We start from the raw sequence: 12,972 nt of genomic DNA, 5'->3' as shown, positions 1-12,972 counted from the left end.
ATGAGCGTCGGCCCATGGGCGGTATTCAGGACTCCACCACTGCACGCTGGCTGTACCCTGCCAGCCACACACCCAACTGATGTACCTCGTCGCGATACGGCCGCCCCTGATTGGCCATGAGGTAATAACCACGGCCTGAGCTGACCGTGAGGGACGACAGCCGGGCCAGCCGTCCGCTTCGAAGTTCCTGATCGAGCAGATGGCGCGTGCCGATGGTGACACCCCGGCCGCGCGTGGCGGCATCTACCAGCACGATGTAATTGTTGCCGTATTCGGTGGGCTTGAGTTGGCGGGCATCGATACCCAGCGAGCCGAACCAAGCCCGCCAGTTGATCCAGTTCGGTTCCAGTCGCTCGTAGTCCAGCAGATTGAGCTTGAACAGCGCTTCAGGCCGGTCGTTCTCCAGCGCATGGGCCGCGATGTAATCCGGGCTGGCGACAGGAAACAGCTGTTCTTCGAACAACAGTTGCGCTGACCAGTTCTCGCGGGCGACCGGGTCGTAGACGATGGCCAGATCGACACTGTCGTCGAGCAGATCGCGGGTGTGATCCGAGGTGATCATTCTGATGCTCGCCGAGAAATGCGGGTGATGCTCGCGGAATTCCCGCATCACTTCGCTGAGCCAGTAATGGGCGGTGGCGGTGTTGGCCGCCAGCGTGATGGGCTGCCATTGATCCCGCGCGCGAATCTCCTCCACGGCATCGGCCAGGTAGTTGAACGACGTGCTGACCTTGCCCAGCAACTGCTTGCCGCGAGGCGACAGCGTCACCCGTCGGCCGTTTCGCTCGAACAACGCGATCCCCAATGTTTCTTCCAGCTGGCGGATCTGTTTGCTGATCGCTGCCTGAGAAACATGCAGCTCCTCAGCCGCGCGGGAAAAATTCAGGGCGCGAGCTGCAGCTTCGAAGGCCATGAGGCTGGTGAGTGATGGAAGACGGTGGCGAAGGCTCTTCACTTGATAACCTCAGGTTGTCAAGAATCATGAATTTCCGTCTGTGTACACCTCGAACAGACGCCTTGTAAAGTCTGGCCAAGACGGAATGAAAGAACACACGCCACGCTCTGCCAAATCCGCTGCCGTTGATAACCGTCAGTTAACCTTGAGCCTGGACACCCACATGACAACCCTGGATTGGCATCGCGAACGCTCGGACCTTTCACACGCAAACCTGCTCGACAGCATCGCTGCCAGCGACGATATCGACGTGCGCGCCGTGCGGCTCTACCGCCTGGGCAGAGTTCGCGAACAGATGCGCAAGCGCGGCATCGCTGCACTGATCATCAGCGATCCTGTCAACATCCGTTACGCGACCGGCGCCCGCAACATGCAGATTTTCTGCGCACGCAATACACCTTCACGCTACCTGATCGTCACTGACAACCGGACCCTTCTGTTCGAGTTCACCGGGTGCGAGCACCTGGCCAACGGCCTGGAAACCATCGATGAAGTCCGCGCATCGTCCACTGCCAGTTTCGTTGCTGCCGGGCCTCATATTGCTGCGCGCGAAACGGCTTGGGTGGCCGAGATGCTGAGCACGCTGACAGAGCTGGTGGGCAGCAACGCGACCATCGGCATGGAACGGATGAACGCCGGCGTGTCGATCGCGATGGCCCAAACCGGCCTCAGGATCGTCGACGCCCAGGAGGCCATCGAAATGGCGCGGGCGATCAAGTCCAGCGAAGAAATGAAGTGCGTTGTCGCGTCGTTGCGGGCGACCGAACTTGCCGTCGGCAAGCTTCGCGAGGCCATCCGCCCCGGCATCACGGAAAACGCGCTGTGGTCGGTGCTGCACCAGTCGATCATCGAGCAGGACGGCGATTACGTGGAAACCCGGCTGCTGAGTGCAGGCAGCCGGACCAACCCCTGGTTCCAGGAAACCAGCAGCCATGTGATCGGAGACAACCAGTTGATCGCGCTGGATACCGATGTCGTCGGTTGCCACGGGTATTACTCGGACTTCTCCCGCACCTTTCATGCCGGCCCCAATGCGCCCACCGAGCGCCAACGCACCCTCTACAACCTGGCGTACGAGCAGGTGCAGCACAACATGGCAATCATCAAGCCTGGCATGACGTTCAAGGAGTACAGCGAGCAGGCTTGGAACATCCCCGAGAAATACCATGCCAACCGCTATTACCTGTCGGCCCACGGCTGCGGCATGACCGGGGAATACCCTTACCTCTACCACCACCATGACTACCCGGCATCGGGTTATGACGGCGAGATCCAACCTGGCATGACGCTGTGCGTCGAGAGTTACATCGGCGAAGAAGGCGGCCGCGAAGGCGTGAAGCTGGAGCAACAACTGCTGGTGACCGAGACCGGCACACAGCTGCTCTCGCTGTTCCCGTTCGAAGAACAACTGCTGCGCTGAACCCCGATGCGTGAACCGCATTGAATCCGGTCTGAAAAAAACAGGGCAATCCAAAATGATAAAAAAACTGCAAGCGTTGCTACTGGGGCTATGTCTGGTCGTGAGCGCCGTATCCCAGGCAGCGGACGCGAAGAAAATCACCATTGGCGTGAACAGCTGGGCAGAGAACATCGCCGTCGCCAACCTGTGGAAACTCATCCTTGAAGAGAAGGGCTACAGCGTGACCCTGCAGAACGCAGGCAAGATCATCCTTTACAACAGCGTGGCCCAGGGCAAGATCGACGTGTCGTTCGAAGTCTGGCTGCCGGCCTCCGACAAGGCGGCTTATGACAGCATCAAGGACAAGGTCCAGCTCATCGGCCCCTGGCTGGCCGAAGCGAATCTGGGGCTGGCCGTTCCCGACTACGTGAACATAAAAAGCATCGATGAGCTGAACGCGCACAAGGACGAGTTTCAATGGCGTGGTCGCTCGTCCATCTTCGGCATCGATGCGGGCACCGGGTTGATGGGCCTGACCGACAAGGCGATGACCGAGTACAACCTCGATTACACGCTACTGCCCTCCTCCGAAGCCGCCATGCTGCAATCGCTGGATCGGGCCATGAAACGCAAGGAGCCGATCGTCGTGACGCTGTGGAAGCCGCATTGGGTCTGGGCCAAGAAAGACCTGCGCTACCTCGACGATCCGAAGAAGGTCTTCGGTGCCACCGACTCGATCTACGGTATCGCCGCCCAGTCCTTCAAGGCAGAACACCCGCAAGCCGAGCAGTGGCTGCAGCAGTGGAAAATGGACGAGAAATCCCTCGGCGACTTGATGGCGACCATCAACGAAAATGGCGCGACCTCGCCTGAAAAAGGGGCCCGCGCCTGGATCGATGCCAACAGGTCGGCTGTCGAAGGCTGGCTCAGATAGCGTATCCGGGGCTGATTCGCCCTATTGCACGCAGCAAGGTCCAGAGCGTTATTGAACACTGTGGACCTTGCTCCTGAAGCCTCCCTCACCCTGCCGGGTCCGCAACACCTGAATCCACCGAAGGCTGGCGCACCAGGGAAATGCTCAGCAGCATGCCGCCGGCCAGACAAAGTCCGACGCACAGCAGCGCGGTCATGAACGCTTCTTTAATGGCTGCCGGGTCGCTCCGGGTGCCCAGCAGGCTGTAGAAAACACCGCCTATCACGGCAACGCTCAGCGCTGTGCTGATCTGCAGGGTTGAACTCGCAACCCCGGCAATCATGCCTGAATACGCCGGCGCTACGCGGCCCGTCACCATGCGCATGAGCGAAGGCATCGCGATGCCCTGCCCGAAGCCGATGCTGAACAGGATCGGAACAAGCAGCAGCGGCTGAGGATATTCAGCGCCTGAGGTCAGCAGAAGCAGCCCGATCAGCGCAAAAAAACCGGCGGCCTCCAATCCAAGCCCGATCGGGTTGACGTACTCGCCAAACGCTCGGCGGCACAACGGCGTCAACAATGGCCCGAGTAGAAACCCTGCACCAAACGGCAAGAAAACCAATCCTGCGCTCAGTGGCGAGACGCTCAGCGCAGCCTGCAGATAGACCGAGAACAGCAGGAAAAACGGCGCGATCGTGTAATACAGCAATGCGACGACCAGCGCACGCGCCAGTCCTCGCGCCTGCAAGGCGCTCGCGTCGATCAGCGGGAAACCGCCGCTGTGCTTCAGGCGGGCTTCGTACACCCAGAACGTGCGCACCAGTATCGGAACGGCAAGCAGCGACGCCCAGGCCCACCACGGCCACCCCGCCTCTCGCCCCTCGATCAACGGCACGATAAGCGCACCCAACGTCAGGACCGATAATGCCACCCCGCCCAGGTCCAGCCTGACCAGACTACGCGCCCGTGGTTGCTTGAGTACGGCCAGCCCAAATAGTACGACCAGCGCAGCTACCGGCAGATTGACCAGAAAGATGATCCGCCAGCCAAGCCCCAGCACATCCAGCGAAATCAGCAAGCCTCCCAAGGCCTGCCCGATCACCGAGGCCAGGCCGAAAACCGCGCCATACAGGCTCAGCGCAAAGGGCTTCTCAGTCTCGGGAAAAATCGCCTGTACCGATGCCAGCGCCTGTGGCGCCATCACGGCCGCCGTCACGCCCTGCAACGCGCGCCCGGCAACCAGTGTCCAGGAAGACCACGCCAGGCCGCACAACAGAGAAGCCAGCGCAAAGCCGACCAGGCCCAGCAGAAACATGCGGCCACGCCCATAGATATCGCCCAGGCGGCCACCGGTGATCAGGGTCACCGCGTACAGCCCGGCGTAGGTGGAGATCACCAATTGTTCGGCAGAGGCCGATGCCTGCAAATCGTGCCTGATCGACGGCAAGGCGACGTTGATGATGAAAAAATCCAGCGGTGGCAGGAAAGCGCCGACCAGCAGAATCACGAACATGGCCCAGCGACGCGGGTCAGGTTGGGATGTGTTTTCCCGGGACATTGAAGCCTCCATGGGCGACGCAAGCGCCGCAGGGGGGAATGAGAGGAGATGCAAATCAGGGGGCGCTTCGCAGAGTTCGAAGCGCTCGTCGATCAGAAACGCGCAGGCATTAGACGCGTTCGAATTTTTCCGAGCCGGCCACTGGCAGCCAGTTGTGCAGAGGCGTCAGGAAGTGCAGCTCGAAACGGCGTGACGCAAACCGCCACTCTCCCTCGCGCCGCTCGAATCGATCGTGATAAAGACCGCTGACCTGAACCGGACCCTGTTCAACGTCGTGAAACAGGCAGTCCGCAGCGACGGTTGCCGTCGCGCTGTCGCCATCGAGGCGAATCATGGCGTTGGACATCCAGTGGTGCATGTGCGGCATGCGGCGCCAGTTTCGGCGGGCCATGGCCAGAATCTCGTCAGGGCTGGCCCCGCCGCCGAAGCCGGGCAAGTCCAGTGTCGCGTCGTCATGCCAAAGGCTGTGCAAGAGATCGCTGTCCATCAGGTCAAAGGCGTTGGCGTAGCCGGATATCAGCGACTCGATCGCCAGGCGGCTTTCCAGTGCGTCCAGACGTGCGGCGAGGGCTTCGATATTCATTGAGCGTTACCTGTTTGAGTGGAGGCGTCTGCTGCGGTGGTGAATTTGTCCAGGCTGGCGAACACCGACCAGTCGCGATCGCCCAGGCCACGGGCAACCGCCTGGGACATGGCAGCCCGCACCACTCTGGCGGCGGGCAGTTGCAGGCCCTTGCCACTGGCGGCATCCAGCGCCAGGTCGACGTCCTTCAGACCAAGGGACAGCTTGAAGCCGGGCTCGTGAATGCCACTGACAATGAATGCCCCATAGCGTTGGTAGCTCGGGCAGTCGAACAACGTCTGCGTGAGGATCGCGCTGAAATCCGCAGGGCTGACCTCATACGCCTCGGCCAGCCTGAGCGCCTCACCCAGCGACTCGATGGCCTGGGTGATCATCATGTTGCCGGCGATTTTCGTGATGCAGGCGTGCACCGGACGCTCACCCAGCCGCCAGGTCTTTTTGCCAAGGACGTTGAACAGCGGTTCAACCTTTTCGATCGCCCAGGCAGGACCAGCCGCCAGAATGTTGGCCTGGCCCCGGCTCACGACCGCAGGCACGCCGAACACCGGTGCGGCGATCAGCGCAATGCCAGCTTCGACGTGTAGCGCATGCAGCTGTTCGACAAGTGCAGGCGAGAGCGTTGACATGACGATATGAATGCAGCGCTCGCCCGCATGCGCCAACGCGTTTGAAGACAGCAGCACCTGCTGCACTGCGTGGTCGTCGGCCAGCATGCTGATGACCACCTCAAACTCGAATGCCTGCGCAGGCGTATCCAGCGCGACCACGCCTTCAAGTTCGTCCAGACTGCGCCGGTTACGATTCCAGGCGCTTACCCGGTGGCCCGCCTGGATCAGCCGCGGGATCATTGCCCTGCCCATGCTGCCCACGCCAATAAAACCGATATTCATCAATGCCTCCCGTAGGCTCTTGTTCGCTTACGGGACCATTGTCCAGACGCCAGGCTTGCGGCGGGACTGCCATTGCTGCATCTTCGCCGTTCATTTTTGTACGAGGTGAGCCATGGATTGGAATGACCTGCGCGTCTTTCTGGCCATTGCCCGAAGTGGCTCGCTGGGCGCGGCTGCAAAACTGCTGGGCGTCAGCCATCCCACGGTCGGGCGGCGTCTGCATGCGCTCGAACAGCACAGCGGGGAGACGTTCTTTCGTCGTACCGCGACGGGCCTTGTGCTGACCGACAGCGGCGAGCGCATTTTCGAACTGGCCCAGGACATGGAGCGCAGCGCGCTGACGATCGAGCGGCGAATCGCCGGTGAAAGCGACCAGCCCGAAGGCCTGCTGCGCATCTCCTCAGCGGACTGGTTTGCCTGTTACGTGCTGGGGCCGGTGTTCAAGCAGTTGCTCGCCCGTCATCCGCTGATCGTGCCTGAAGTGATCGCGGGGCACCGGCTGTTCGACCTCACGCGCCGAGAGGCCGACATTGCGTTCAGGATCGTCCCCTTCACCGAGCCTGACATCGTCCAGCGCCGCCTCACCACCCTGCCCTACGGCCTGTACGGCAGCGTGCTGAACCACTCCGGGCAGGCCGGTGTGGATGACAGGATCGCACTGATCACCATGAACACCGCGCAAGCGCACTATCCGGACGTACTCTGGCTGCAAGAGCAATTTCCCGGGGCCAGAATCGCATTCACCAGCAGCAGCCGAACGGCGCAAGCGCAGATGTGCGCGCTGGGGCTTGGGGTTTGCGTATTGCCACGTGTCCTGGGCGATCAGTTGCCTGCATTGAGACTGCTGGACATCGGCCAGACGCCGCCGGGGCGCGACATCTGGATGGGCTATCACCAGGACATGCGACAGATGGATCGACTGCGAGCGTTCGCCGACCTGGCCGGGCAAATGATTGGCGGGATCTGATCCAAAAGGGGCTGCCGTGCTGCTGGTCGTCACGCCCACCCTGCACGGCGGGTAATGGCGTGAACGATGACGATTGAGCCGATCGCGCAAAAAACCGAGCCGATCTCGCACAACCAGTCCTGCCTGCACTTTTAAGCTGGAGCCACATCAATATTCGAGGCTCCACGACATGAACACCCAAGCGTCACTGCTTCATTCGCTACTCACTAAAGCCACGCATCTGGACAAGCTCGGTATCCACTTGATACGGCTGGGCGTGGCGGTGATTTTCATCTGGATCGGCGCGCTGAAATTCGTGCCCTATGAAGCCGACAGCATCACGCCGTTCGTGGCCAACAGCCCTGTCATGTCGTTCTTCTACGAGCACCCGCAGGCGTACAAGGCGCACCTGACCCACGAAGGCCAGCTCGATCCCGTCAAACGCCAATGGCAGACGGAAAATCACACCTATGCGTTCTCCGACGGGCTGGGAACGGTGGAAATTCTGATCGGCCTTCTGGTGCTGTCCTATGCCTTCTCCCGACGCCTGGGCATGGTCGGCTCGATTCTGGCGTTCCTCACGCCGCTGGTGACGCTTTCGTTCCTGATCACCACACCGGAAGCCTGGGTGTCGAACCTCGGCGATGCCGACTTCGGCTTTCCCTACCTCTCCGGCGGCGGACGCCTGGTGCTCAAGGACGTGCTGATGCTCGCCGGCGGCGTGGTGATGATTGCCGACTCCGCACGCCAGTTGCTGCAGGACAAGCCAGCAGCAAGGGCGTACGAGACGGGGAGCATCTGACGAACAACTTCGCACGCTGGAGCGCACTGTGCGGCCTGCGCCTGAACGCGTCCCCGCCGGTCCTGAAAGGCAGCGCTGAAGCCACTCGCCTCAGCCCCGATACCGCCCAGGCTTGTGCCAACTGATCAGCACCAGATTCATCGCCACGGTGCCGATCAACGACCACAGCAGTTTGTCGGTCGGCAGGTAAAGGTTGGCGATGGCGAACAGGACGGCGTCGAGCACCAACTGGCAGAGCCCGGCGTTGATGGCGAATCGGCGCTGAATCCACAGCACCACCGATCCGGTTCCGCCCATGGACGCGTTGTGCCTGGCCAGGCACAGGATGCCCATCCCCAGCAGCGTGCCACCCAGGATCCAGCCGACCTCAGGATCGATGCCGGAGAGGTTCAGGGCCGGGGTGACCAGCTTGACGCCCAGCCCCAGCGCGAAGCTGACCAGCACGCTTTTCAGGGTGAACGCACGCCCCATGGTGAACAGGGCGAACAGCAGAAACGGCACGTTGATCGCTGGCACCAGAACCGAGGCCGGGTACGGGCTGACGAACGAACCGAGCAGCGCCATGCCGGCAATGCCTCCGGTGATCAAGCCACTTTTGCTCAGTATTGCGATACCCGTGGCGGCCAGGGCGATCCCGGTGAACAGGCCGTAAGCGTCATCGAGTGTGCTGTGTCGCGGGTACAGCGCGGTGTCATCGCAGCTCATACGGCGCCCCCATCAGCACGGTCGAACGCTTGTCGCAGCCTTCGGTGGCAGTGATCCGGGCGATCTCGATGCCCTGGCGCAGGATGATGACTTCTGTCCCATGGATGACCTGTTCGAGGATGTATTCAAGGCTGGACTGAGCTTCGGGCATGTCGTACTTGACCTGGTGCATGGCGGTTTCCTTTTGGGATTCGAGTGGTTCTGGCAGTGCCCGGCGGGTTGCGCCGTTGGGTCTGCGCTGCAGCCTGTCTTTGGAGGAGGCATGAACGAGATTTTAGGGATTGATGCGCCGAAAGTGCTTTCGTATTTTTGGCGCTGGCGCTAGATTCCGGGAAAATATTTTGCGAATGACCAGAAATGCAGAAAAACAATCTAGATGACATGGACCGCCGCATTTTGCAGGTGCTGGCACGCGATGGCCGGGCCAGCCTGCAGGACATCGGCAAGCAGGTCGGCCTCTCATCCAGCCCTTGCTGGCAGCGCATCAAGCGCATGGAAGAAACCGGCATCATTCAGGGTTACCAGGCCCGCATCGACATGGCGGGGTTGGGCTATGGCGACGGGCTGATCGTCATGGTCACGCTCGACCAGCATGGCGACGAGATACTGGAGCGCTTCGAGCGCGCCCTGGCTGAAATTCCCGAGGTGATCGAGGCGTATCTGGTGTCGGGGGAGTACGACTATTTCCTGCGCCTGGCGGTGAAGGACACCCGCGACTACGAGCGCCTGCTGCGCGAGAAGCTGTACAAGATCCCGGGCCTGCGTCATTCGGTGTCCAGCTTCGTGCTGCGTCAGCTCAAGGCCGCCAGCGTTCCGCTTTGAAGGCCGCGGGTAGCGCAGCGCCCCGCCGCTGACGGATAATCCCGCGCAAAATCCGCAATGCCCGCTGTCGATGCACGGCGTTACCAAGGAGCAATTGATGGTCAAGACCAAACCGCGTCCCGCCGTGAACGGGGTGGCATCCGCCGACCGGGTGCTGACCGTACTGACCGCGTTTCGCACCGGCGACACCGCACTGACGCTGGTCGAGCTGGCCGAGCGCACGGACCTGATCAAGAGCACGATCATGCGGCTGATGGTGTCGCTGGAGACCTTCGGTTTCGTCAATCGCCTGGCCGACGGCCGCTACACCCTGGCCAGTGAAGTGATGCGCCTGAACGCGGTGTATCAGGAGTCGCTGGATCTGGAAAAACACGTGCTGCCGCGCCTGCATCGTTTGTGCGATGAAACCGGCGAAACCGCTTCCTTCTATGTGCGCCACGGCGCCTATCGCATGTGCCAATATCGGGTGAACTCCCCTCACCGCCTGCGCCTACACCTGCAACCCGGCGACATCCGCCCCATGGACGGCGCCGCCAGTGCCGAGGCGCTGCGCTGCACTTACGCCCGCGCGGCCGAGCATCCAGAACCCTTCTATTCGGCCGGCATCACCGACCCGCACTCGGCGTCCATGGCCATGCCGATTTTCGGTGCGCAGCAGGAGTTGATGGGGGCCATCGTGGTGTCCGGCCCGGCCGGGCGCCTGACCGCCGAGCGTGCCGATTCGCTGGCGGCGGTGTTCAAAGAAGTGGCGGAAGATCTGACCCGCAGCCTGGGCGGGCGGATCCAGTAAGACCCGCCCCACCCCGCTTGCCGGTAGTGGATACAGCCTGTCAGTTGGCGCTGACAGGCTCGGCGCCTTGCGCCTGATTGCGTTGGTGCCGACGCCCCAGGATCAGCACCATGCTGCCGGCCGCCAGATTGAGCAGGGCCAGCGGCATCAGGGCCAGCGCGTAGCTGCCGGTTGCACCATGGATCGCGCCGTAGACGTTGACCATCAAACCACCACCGAACAGGTTCGCCCACGCCCCGATCACCGCCAGCCCGGCCGCTGCCGTGCTGCTGGACATCCAGCTGGAGGCCAGGGCCCAGAACGGCCCTTTCATCGAATAGGCGCCGATCAGCACCATCGACAGCAGCACGACCGTGGCCACCAGCGACGAAGTCACCAAGGCCAGCAACAGCCCGGCGGCGATCAGGAACAAGGTGGCTGCGGTGTGCCAACGGCGTTCGTTGCGCCGGTCCGAGCTGCGCCCCCAGAGGATCATGATCAGCGAAGCCAGACCGTAGGGAATGGCGTTGACCAGACCGATCTGCAGGCTGTCCAGATGGAAGGTCTTGAGCAACTGCGGCGCCCAGACACTCATGGTGCTGCCTGCGGCCGAGGCGCCGGTGTAGATCAGCACCATGGCCCAGATGTCCTTGTGCCGGAGCAATTGCCACAGCGAGATGTGGCCGATCTGCGCCTTGCGCTGGCGTTCCTCGGCCAGCCTGCCGACCAGCCACTGGCGTTGATCGTCCGCCAGCCACTTGGCCTGCTCGGGGCGATCGGTCAGCACGAACAGGCAGGCAATGCCCAGCAATACCGCCGGAATCCCTTCGAGGATGAACAGCCAGTGCCAGCCGCGCATGCCCAGCATGCCGTCCAGGGTCAGCAGGTAGCCCGAAATGGGCGAGCCGAGAAAGTTGGCTCCCGGAATCGCCACCATGAAGATCGCCACCATCCGTGCCCGATAGGTCGACGGCAGCCAGTAGGTCAGGTACAGCAGCACCCCGGGAAAGAACCCGGCCTCGGCCGCGCCCAACAGAAAGCGCATGACGTACAGCGAGTTCGCGCCTTCGACAAAGGCGGTACCGGCCGACACCAGCCCCCAGGTGATCATGATCCGGGCGATCCACAGCCGCGCGCCAAAGCGCTGCAACGCCAGATTGCTTGGCACCTCGACCAGGAAATACGAAACGAAAAACAGGCTGCTGGCCAGACCGAACACCGCAGGCGTCAGGCCCAGGTCCTGGTTCATCTGCAGCGAAGCCATGCCGATGTTGCCGCGATCGATGATCGCGATCAGGTAACACATGATCAGAAACGGCAGCAGGCGCCACGCCACCCGGCGCATGGTCGCCCGCTCCAGTTCACTGATCGCTGTCTGTGAAGTCATGCTGTTCTCCTGTGTTTATTGTTGTGGAGATAACGCCGCTTGCAAGGCTCGCCGCAGGCTAGCGGCGAGCGGCTCGGTTCATGCGTCGATCAGTTGGCGATTGACCACGCAGCGCGGATCCAGCGGCTTGCCGTCCAGCGCGTCGAGAATCTGCTGCACCGCGACCAGCCCCACGCGCTCGCGGGCGGCATCGGTGTTGGCGCCGACGTGTGGGGTCGCCACCAGATTGCTCAGACCCCACAGCGGGCTGTCTGCCGGTGGCGGTTCCGGGCTGAAGGTGTCGAGCCCGGCAGCGCCGATCTGCCCGCTGGACAGGGCCTCGACCAATGCAGGCGTGTCGATCAACTCGCCTCGGGCGGTGTTGATCAGCAGGCTGCCGGGGCGCATCAGGGCGAACTGCTCGCGGCTGAACAGGTGGCGATTGGCGTCGGTCAGCGGGCAATGCAGGCTGATGACATCGCAGTCCTGCAGCAGGCGCTCGAAGCTTTCTTCGCGACGGACATGATCGCGCGCCGGCAGCGCCTTCAGATAGGGGTCGTAGACCCTGACCTGCATGCGCAGCGGCGCCACCAGGTCCATAAGGATGCTGCCGATGGCGCCCAGCCCCACCAGGCCCAACGTCTTGCCGAACAGCTCGGTGCCATTGGCGGTGGCCTTGTCCCAGTGCCCGGCACGCACCCGCGCATCCAGCCAGGCGGTCTGGCGGGCGGCGCTGAACATCAGGGCAAAGGCATGCTCGGCCACCGATTGCGCATTGGCGCCGACGGCGATGGTCACCGGCACCTTGCGCGCGGCCGCCGCCTGGATGTCGATGGTGTCGTAGCCCACGCCGTGCTTGGCGATGATTTTCAGGTTGGCGCAGGCGTCGATCATTTCCCGCGTCAGCTTGCCGGTGCGCACCACGATGGCGTCCGGCTGCTCGGCCTTGAGGGTTTCGATCATCTGCTCAGCCGGCAGGTACGGCGTGGTGGGAATCACCGTCACGCCACGCGAAGCTGCCAGCGCCATTGCATCGGGAGCCAGCGCGAGGCCGGTGAGGAGGATTTTACGAGTCATGCTGTCACCTTGTTTTTATGGCTGACCTTTCGAGGCCTGAAAACACCCTATCACAATGAAACGTCGTTGCAATATTAAAAAACCAACCACCTATCACCTCGATAAATTCATGCAAAAAGATCGTTGATATTGGATTTATGAAATGCAATTCTATTTTCACACCCGGCGAGTCCCGCCGGCGGCATCA

At 62.0% G+C, this 12,972-nt stretch carries 14 protein-coding genes; 6 read left to right on the top strand and 8 right to left on the bottom strand.

The genetic code is table 11. The features are described 5' to 3' along the window. Positions 1-25 precede the first annotated feature (25 nt). The gene (locus AC1MEK_RS21200) at positions 26-913 is read right to left on the bottom strand and encodes a LysR substrate-binding domain-containing protein (protein WP_480398232.1); all 888 of its coding nucleotides are present in this window, start codon (positions 911-913) and stop codon (positions 26-28) included. Positions 914-1,118: 205 nt separating this feature from the next. On the opposite strand from AC1MEK_RS21200, the gene AC1MEK_RS21195 reads away from it, so the two are divergent. Next, entirely contained in the window at positions 1,119-2,375 is a 1,257-nt protein-coding gene (locus AC1MEK_RS21195; protein WP_480398231.1) for a M24 family metallopeptidase, read from the top strand. A 55-nt stretch (positions 2,376-2,430) separates the two neighbouring features. Beyond that, positions 2,431-3,288, top strand: coding sequence for a glycine betaine ABC transporter substrate-binding protein (locus AC1MEK_RS21190; protein ID WP_480398230.1), 858 nt, complete (start codon positions 2,431-2,433; stop codon positions 3,286-3,288). A gap of 85 nt (positions 3,289-3,373) precedes the next feature. On the opposite strand, the gene AC1MEK_RS21185 is transcribed toward AC1MEK_RS21190, so the two are convergent. The 3 genes from AC1MEK_RS21185 to AC1MEK_RS21175 form a co-directional block, all read right to left on the bottom strand. Next, on the bottom strand, positions 3,374-4,825 hold the full coding sequence (locus AC1MEK_RS21185) for an MFS transporter (RefSeq protein WP_480398229.1): 1,452 nt from the start codon (positions 4,823-4,825) through the stop codon (positions 3,374-3,376). Between the two features lie 109 nt (positions 4,826-4,934). Next, positions 4,935-5,408: a nuclear transport factor 2 family protein gene (locus tag AC1MEK_RS21180; RefSeq protein ID WP_480398228.1), complete on the bottom strand. Its 474-nt coding sequence runs from the start codon at positions 5,406-5,408 to the stop codon at positions 4,935-4,937. Beyond that, positions 5,405-6,298 (bottom strand): NAD(P)-dependent oxidoreductase, encoded by an 894-nt coding sequence (locus tag AC1MEK_RS21175; protein ID WP_480398227.1) that lies wholly within the window; start codon positions 6,296-6,298, stop codon positions 5,405-5,407. Before AC1MEK_RS21175 ends, AC1MEK_RS21180 begins: the two co-directional genes overlap by 4 nt. 112 nt (positions 6,299-6,410) lie before the next feature. Between AC1MEK_RS21175 and AC1MEK_RS21170 the strand changes: the two genes are divergently transcribed. Then, complete coding sequence (locus AC1MEK_RS21170; RefSeq protein ID WP_480398226.1) at positions 6,411-7,265, top strand: LysR family transcriptional regulator; 855 nt, start codon at positions 6,411-6,413, stop codon at positions 7,263-7,265. 169 nt (positions 7,266-7,434) lie between these two features. Beyond that, on the top strand, positions 7,435-8,046 hold the full coding sequence (gene rclC, locus AC1MEK_RS21165; RefSeq protein ID WP_480398225.1) for a reactive chlorine resistance membrane protein RclC: 612 nt from the start codon (positions 7,435-7,437) through the stop codon (positions 8,044-8,046). A gap of 90 nt (positions 8,047-8,136) precedes the next feature. Here the strand turns inward: rclC and AC1MEK_RS21160 are convergent, their stop codons facing one another. Beyond that, positions 8,137-8,751 carry a DUF6198 family protein gene (locus tag AC1MEK_RS21160; protein ID WP_480398224.1) on the bottom strand — a complete coding sequence of 205 codons (615 nt, stop codon included), beginning with the start codon at positions 8,749-8,751 and terminating at the stop codon, positions 8,137-8,139. Beyond that, on the bottom strand, positions 8,738-8,923 hold the full coding sequence (locus tag AC1MEK_RS21155; protein WP_480398223.1) for a hypothetical protein: 186 nt from the start codon (positions 8,921-8,923) through the stop codon (positions 8,738-8,740). The genes AC1MEK_RS21160 and AC1MEK_RS21155 overlap by 14 nt, the downstream gene beginning before the upstream one ends. 209 nt (positions 8,924-9,132) lie before the next feature. Here AC1MEK_RS21155 and AC1MEK_RS21150 point away from each other — a divergent pair, with 209 nt between their 5' ends. Then, positions 9,133-9,573: an Lrp/AsnC family transcriptional regulator gene (locus AC1MEK_RS21150; RefSeq protein ID WP_480398222.1), complete on the top strand. Its 441-nt coding sequence runs from the start codon at positions 9,133-9,135 to the stop codon at positions 9,571-9,573. A gap of 97 nt (positions 9,574-9,670) precedes the next feature. Beyond that, the gene (locus tag AC1MEK_RS21145) at positions 9,671-10,363 is read left to right on the top strand and encodes an IclR family transcriptional regulator (RefSeq protein ID WP_480398221.1); all 693 of its coding nucleotides are present in this window, start codon (positions 9,671-9,673) and stop codon (positions 10,361-10,363) included. Positions 10,364-10,403: 40 nt separating this feature from the next. Here AC1MEK_RS21145 and AC1MEK_RS21140 read toward each other — a convergent pair whose 3' ends face one another. Further along, on the bottom strand, positions 10,404-11,729 hold the full coding sequence (locus AC1MEK_RS21140) for an MFS transporter (RefSeq protein ID WP_480398220.1): 1,326 nt from the start codon (positions 11,727-11,729) through the stop codon (positions 10,404-10,406). Positions 11,730-11,807: 78 nt separating this feature from the next. Further along, positions 11,808-12,785, bottom strand: coding sequence for a hydroxyacid dehydrogenase (locus AC1MEK_RS21135; RefSeq protein ID WP_480398219.1), 978 nt, complete (start codon positions 12,783-12,785; stop codon positions 11,808-11,810). Positions 12,786-12,972: the final 187 nt, after the last annotated feature.

It is taken from the genome of Pseudomonas sp. 2 (assembly GCF_056627435.1).
The sequence above is the reverse complement of the archived record's forward strand: the minus strand, read 5'-3'. Positions and strand labels throughout refer to the sequence as shown.

Excerpts from the sequence above, each read along its gene's own strand:
- AC1MEK_RS21140 (WP_480398220.1), bottom strand. The coding sequence starts at position 11,729 with ATGACTTCACAGACAGCGATCAGTGAACTGGAGCGGGCGACCATGCGC.
- AC1MEK_RS21195 (WP_480398231.1), top strand. The coding sequence starts at position 1,119 with ATGACAACCCTGGATTGGCATCGCGAACGCTCGGACCTTTCACACGCA.
- AC1MEK_RS21135 (WP_480398219.1), bottom strand. The coding sequence starts at position 12,785 with ATGACTCGTAAAATCCTCCTCACCGGCCTCGCGCTGGCTCCCGATGCA.
- AC1MEK_RS21160 (WP_480398224.1), bottom strand. The coding sequence starts at position 8,751 with ATGAGCTGCGATGACACCGCGCTGTACCCGCGACACAGCACACTCGAT.
- AC1MEK_RS21170 (WP_480398226.1), top strand. The coding sequence starts at position 6,411 with ATGGATTGGAATGACCTGCGCGTCTTTCTGGCCATTGCCCGAAGTGGC.
- AC1MEK_RS21155 (WP_480398223.1), bottom strand. The coding sequence starts at position 8,923 with ATGCACCAGGTCAAGTACGACATGCCCGAAGCTCAGTCCAGCCTTGAA.
- AC1MEK_RS21145 (WP_480398221.1), top strand. The coding sequence starts at position 9,671 with ATGGTCAAGACCAAACCGCGTCCCGCCGTGAACGGGGTGGCATCCGCC.
- AC1MEK_RS21200 (WP_480398232.1), bottom strand. The coding sequence starts at position 913 with ATGGCCTTCGAAGCTGCAGCTCGCGCCCTGAATTTTTCCCGCGCGGCT.
- AC1MEK_RS21180 (WP_480398228.1), bottom strand. The coding sequence starts at position 5,408 with ATGAATATCGAAGCCCTCGCCGCACGTCTGGACGCACTGGAAAGCCGC.
- rclC (WP_480398225.1), top strand. The coding sequence starts at position 7,435 with ATGAACACCCAAGCGTCACTGCTTCATTCGCTACTCACTAAAGCCACG.
- AC1MEK_RS21185 (WP_480398229.1), bottom strand. The coding sequence starts at position 4,825 with ATGTCCCGGGAAAACACATCCCAACCTGACCCGCGTCGCTGGGCCATG.
- AC1MEK_RS21150 (WP_480398222.1), top strand. The coding sequence starts at position 9,133 with ATGGACCGCCGCATTTTGCAGGTGCTGGCACGCGATGGCCGGGCCAGC.
- AC1MEK_RS21190 (WP_480398230.1), top strand. The coding sequence starts at position 2,431 with ATGATAAAAAAACTGCAAGCGTTGCTACTGGGGCTATGTCTGGTCGTG.
- AC1MEK_RS21175 (WP_480398227.1), bottom strand. The coding sequence starts at position 6,298 with ATGAATATCGGTTTTATTGGCGTGGGCAGCATGGGCAGGGCAATGATC.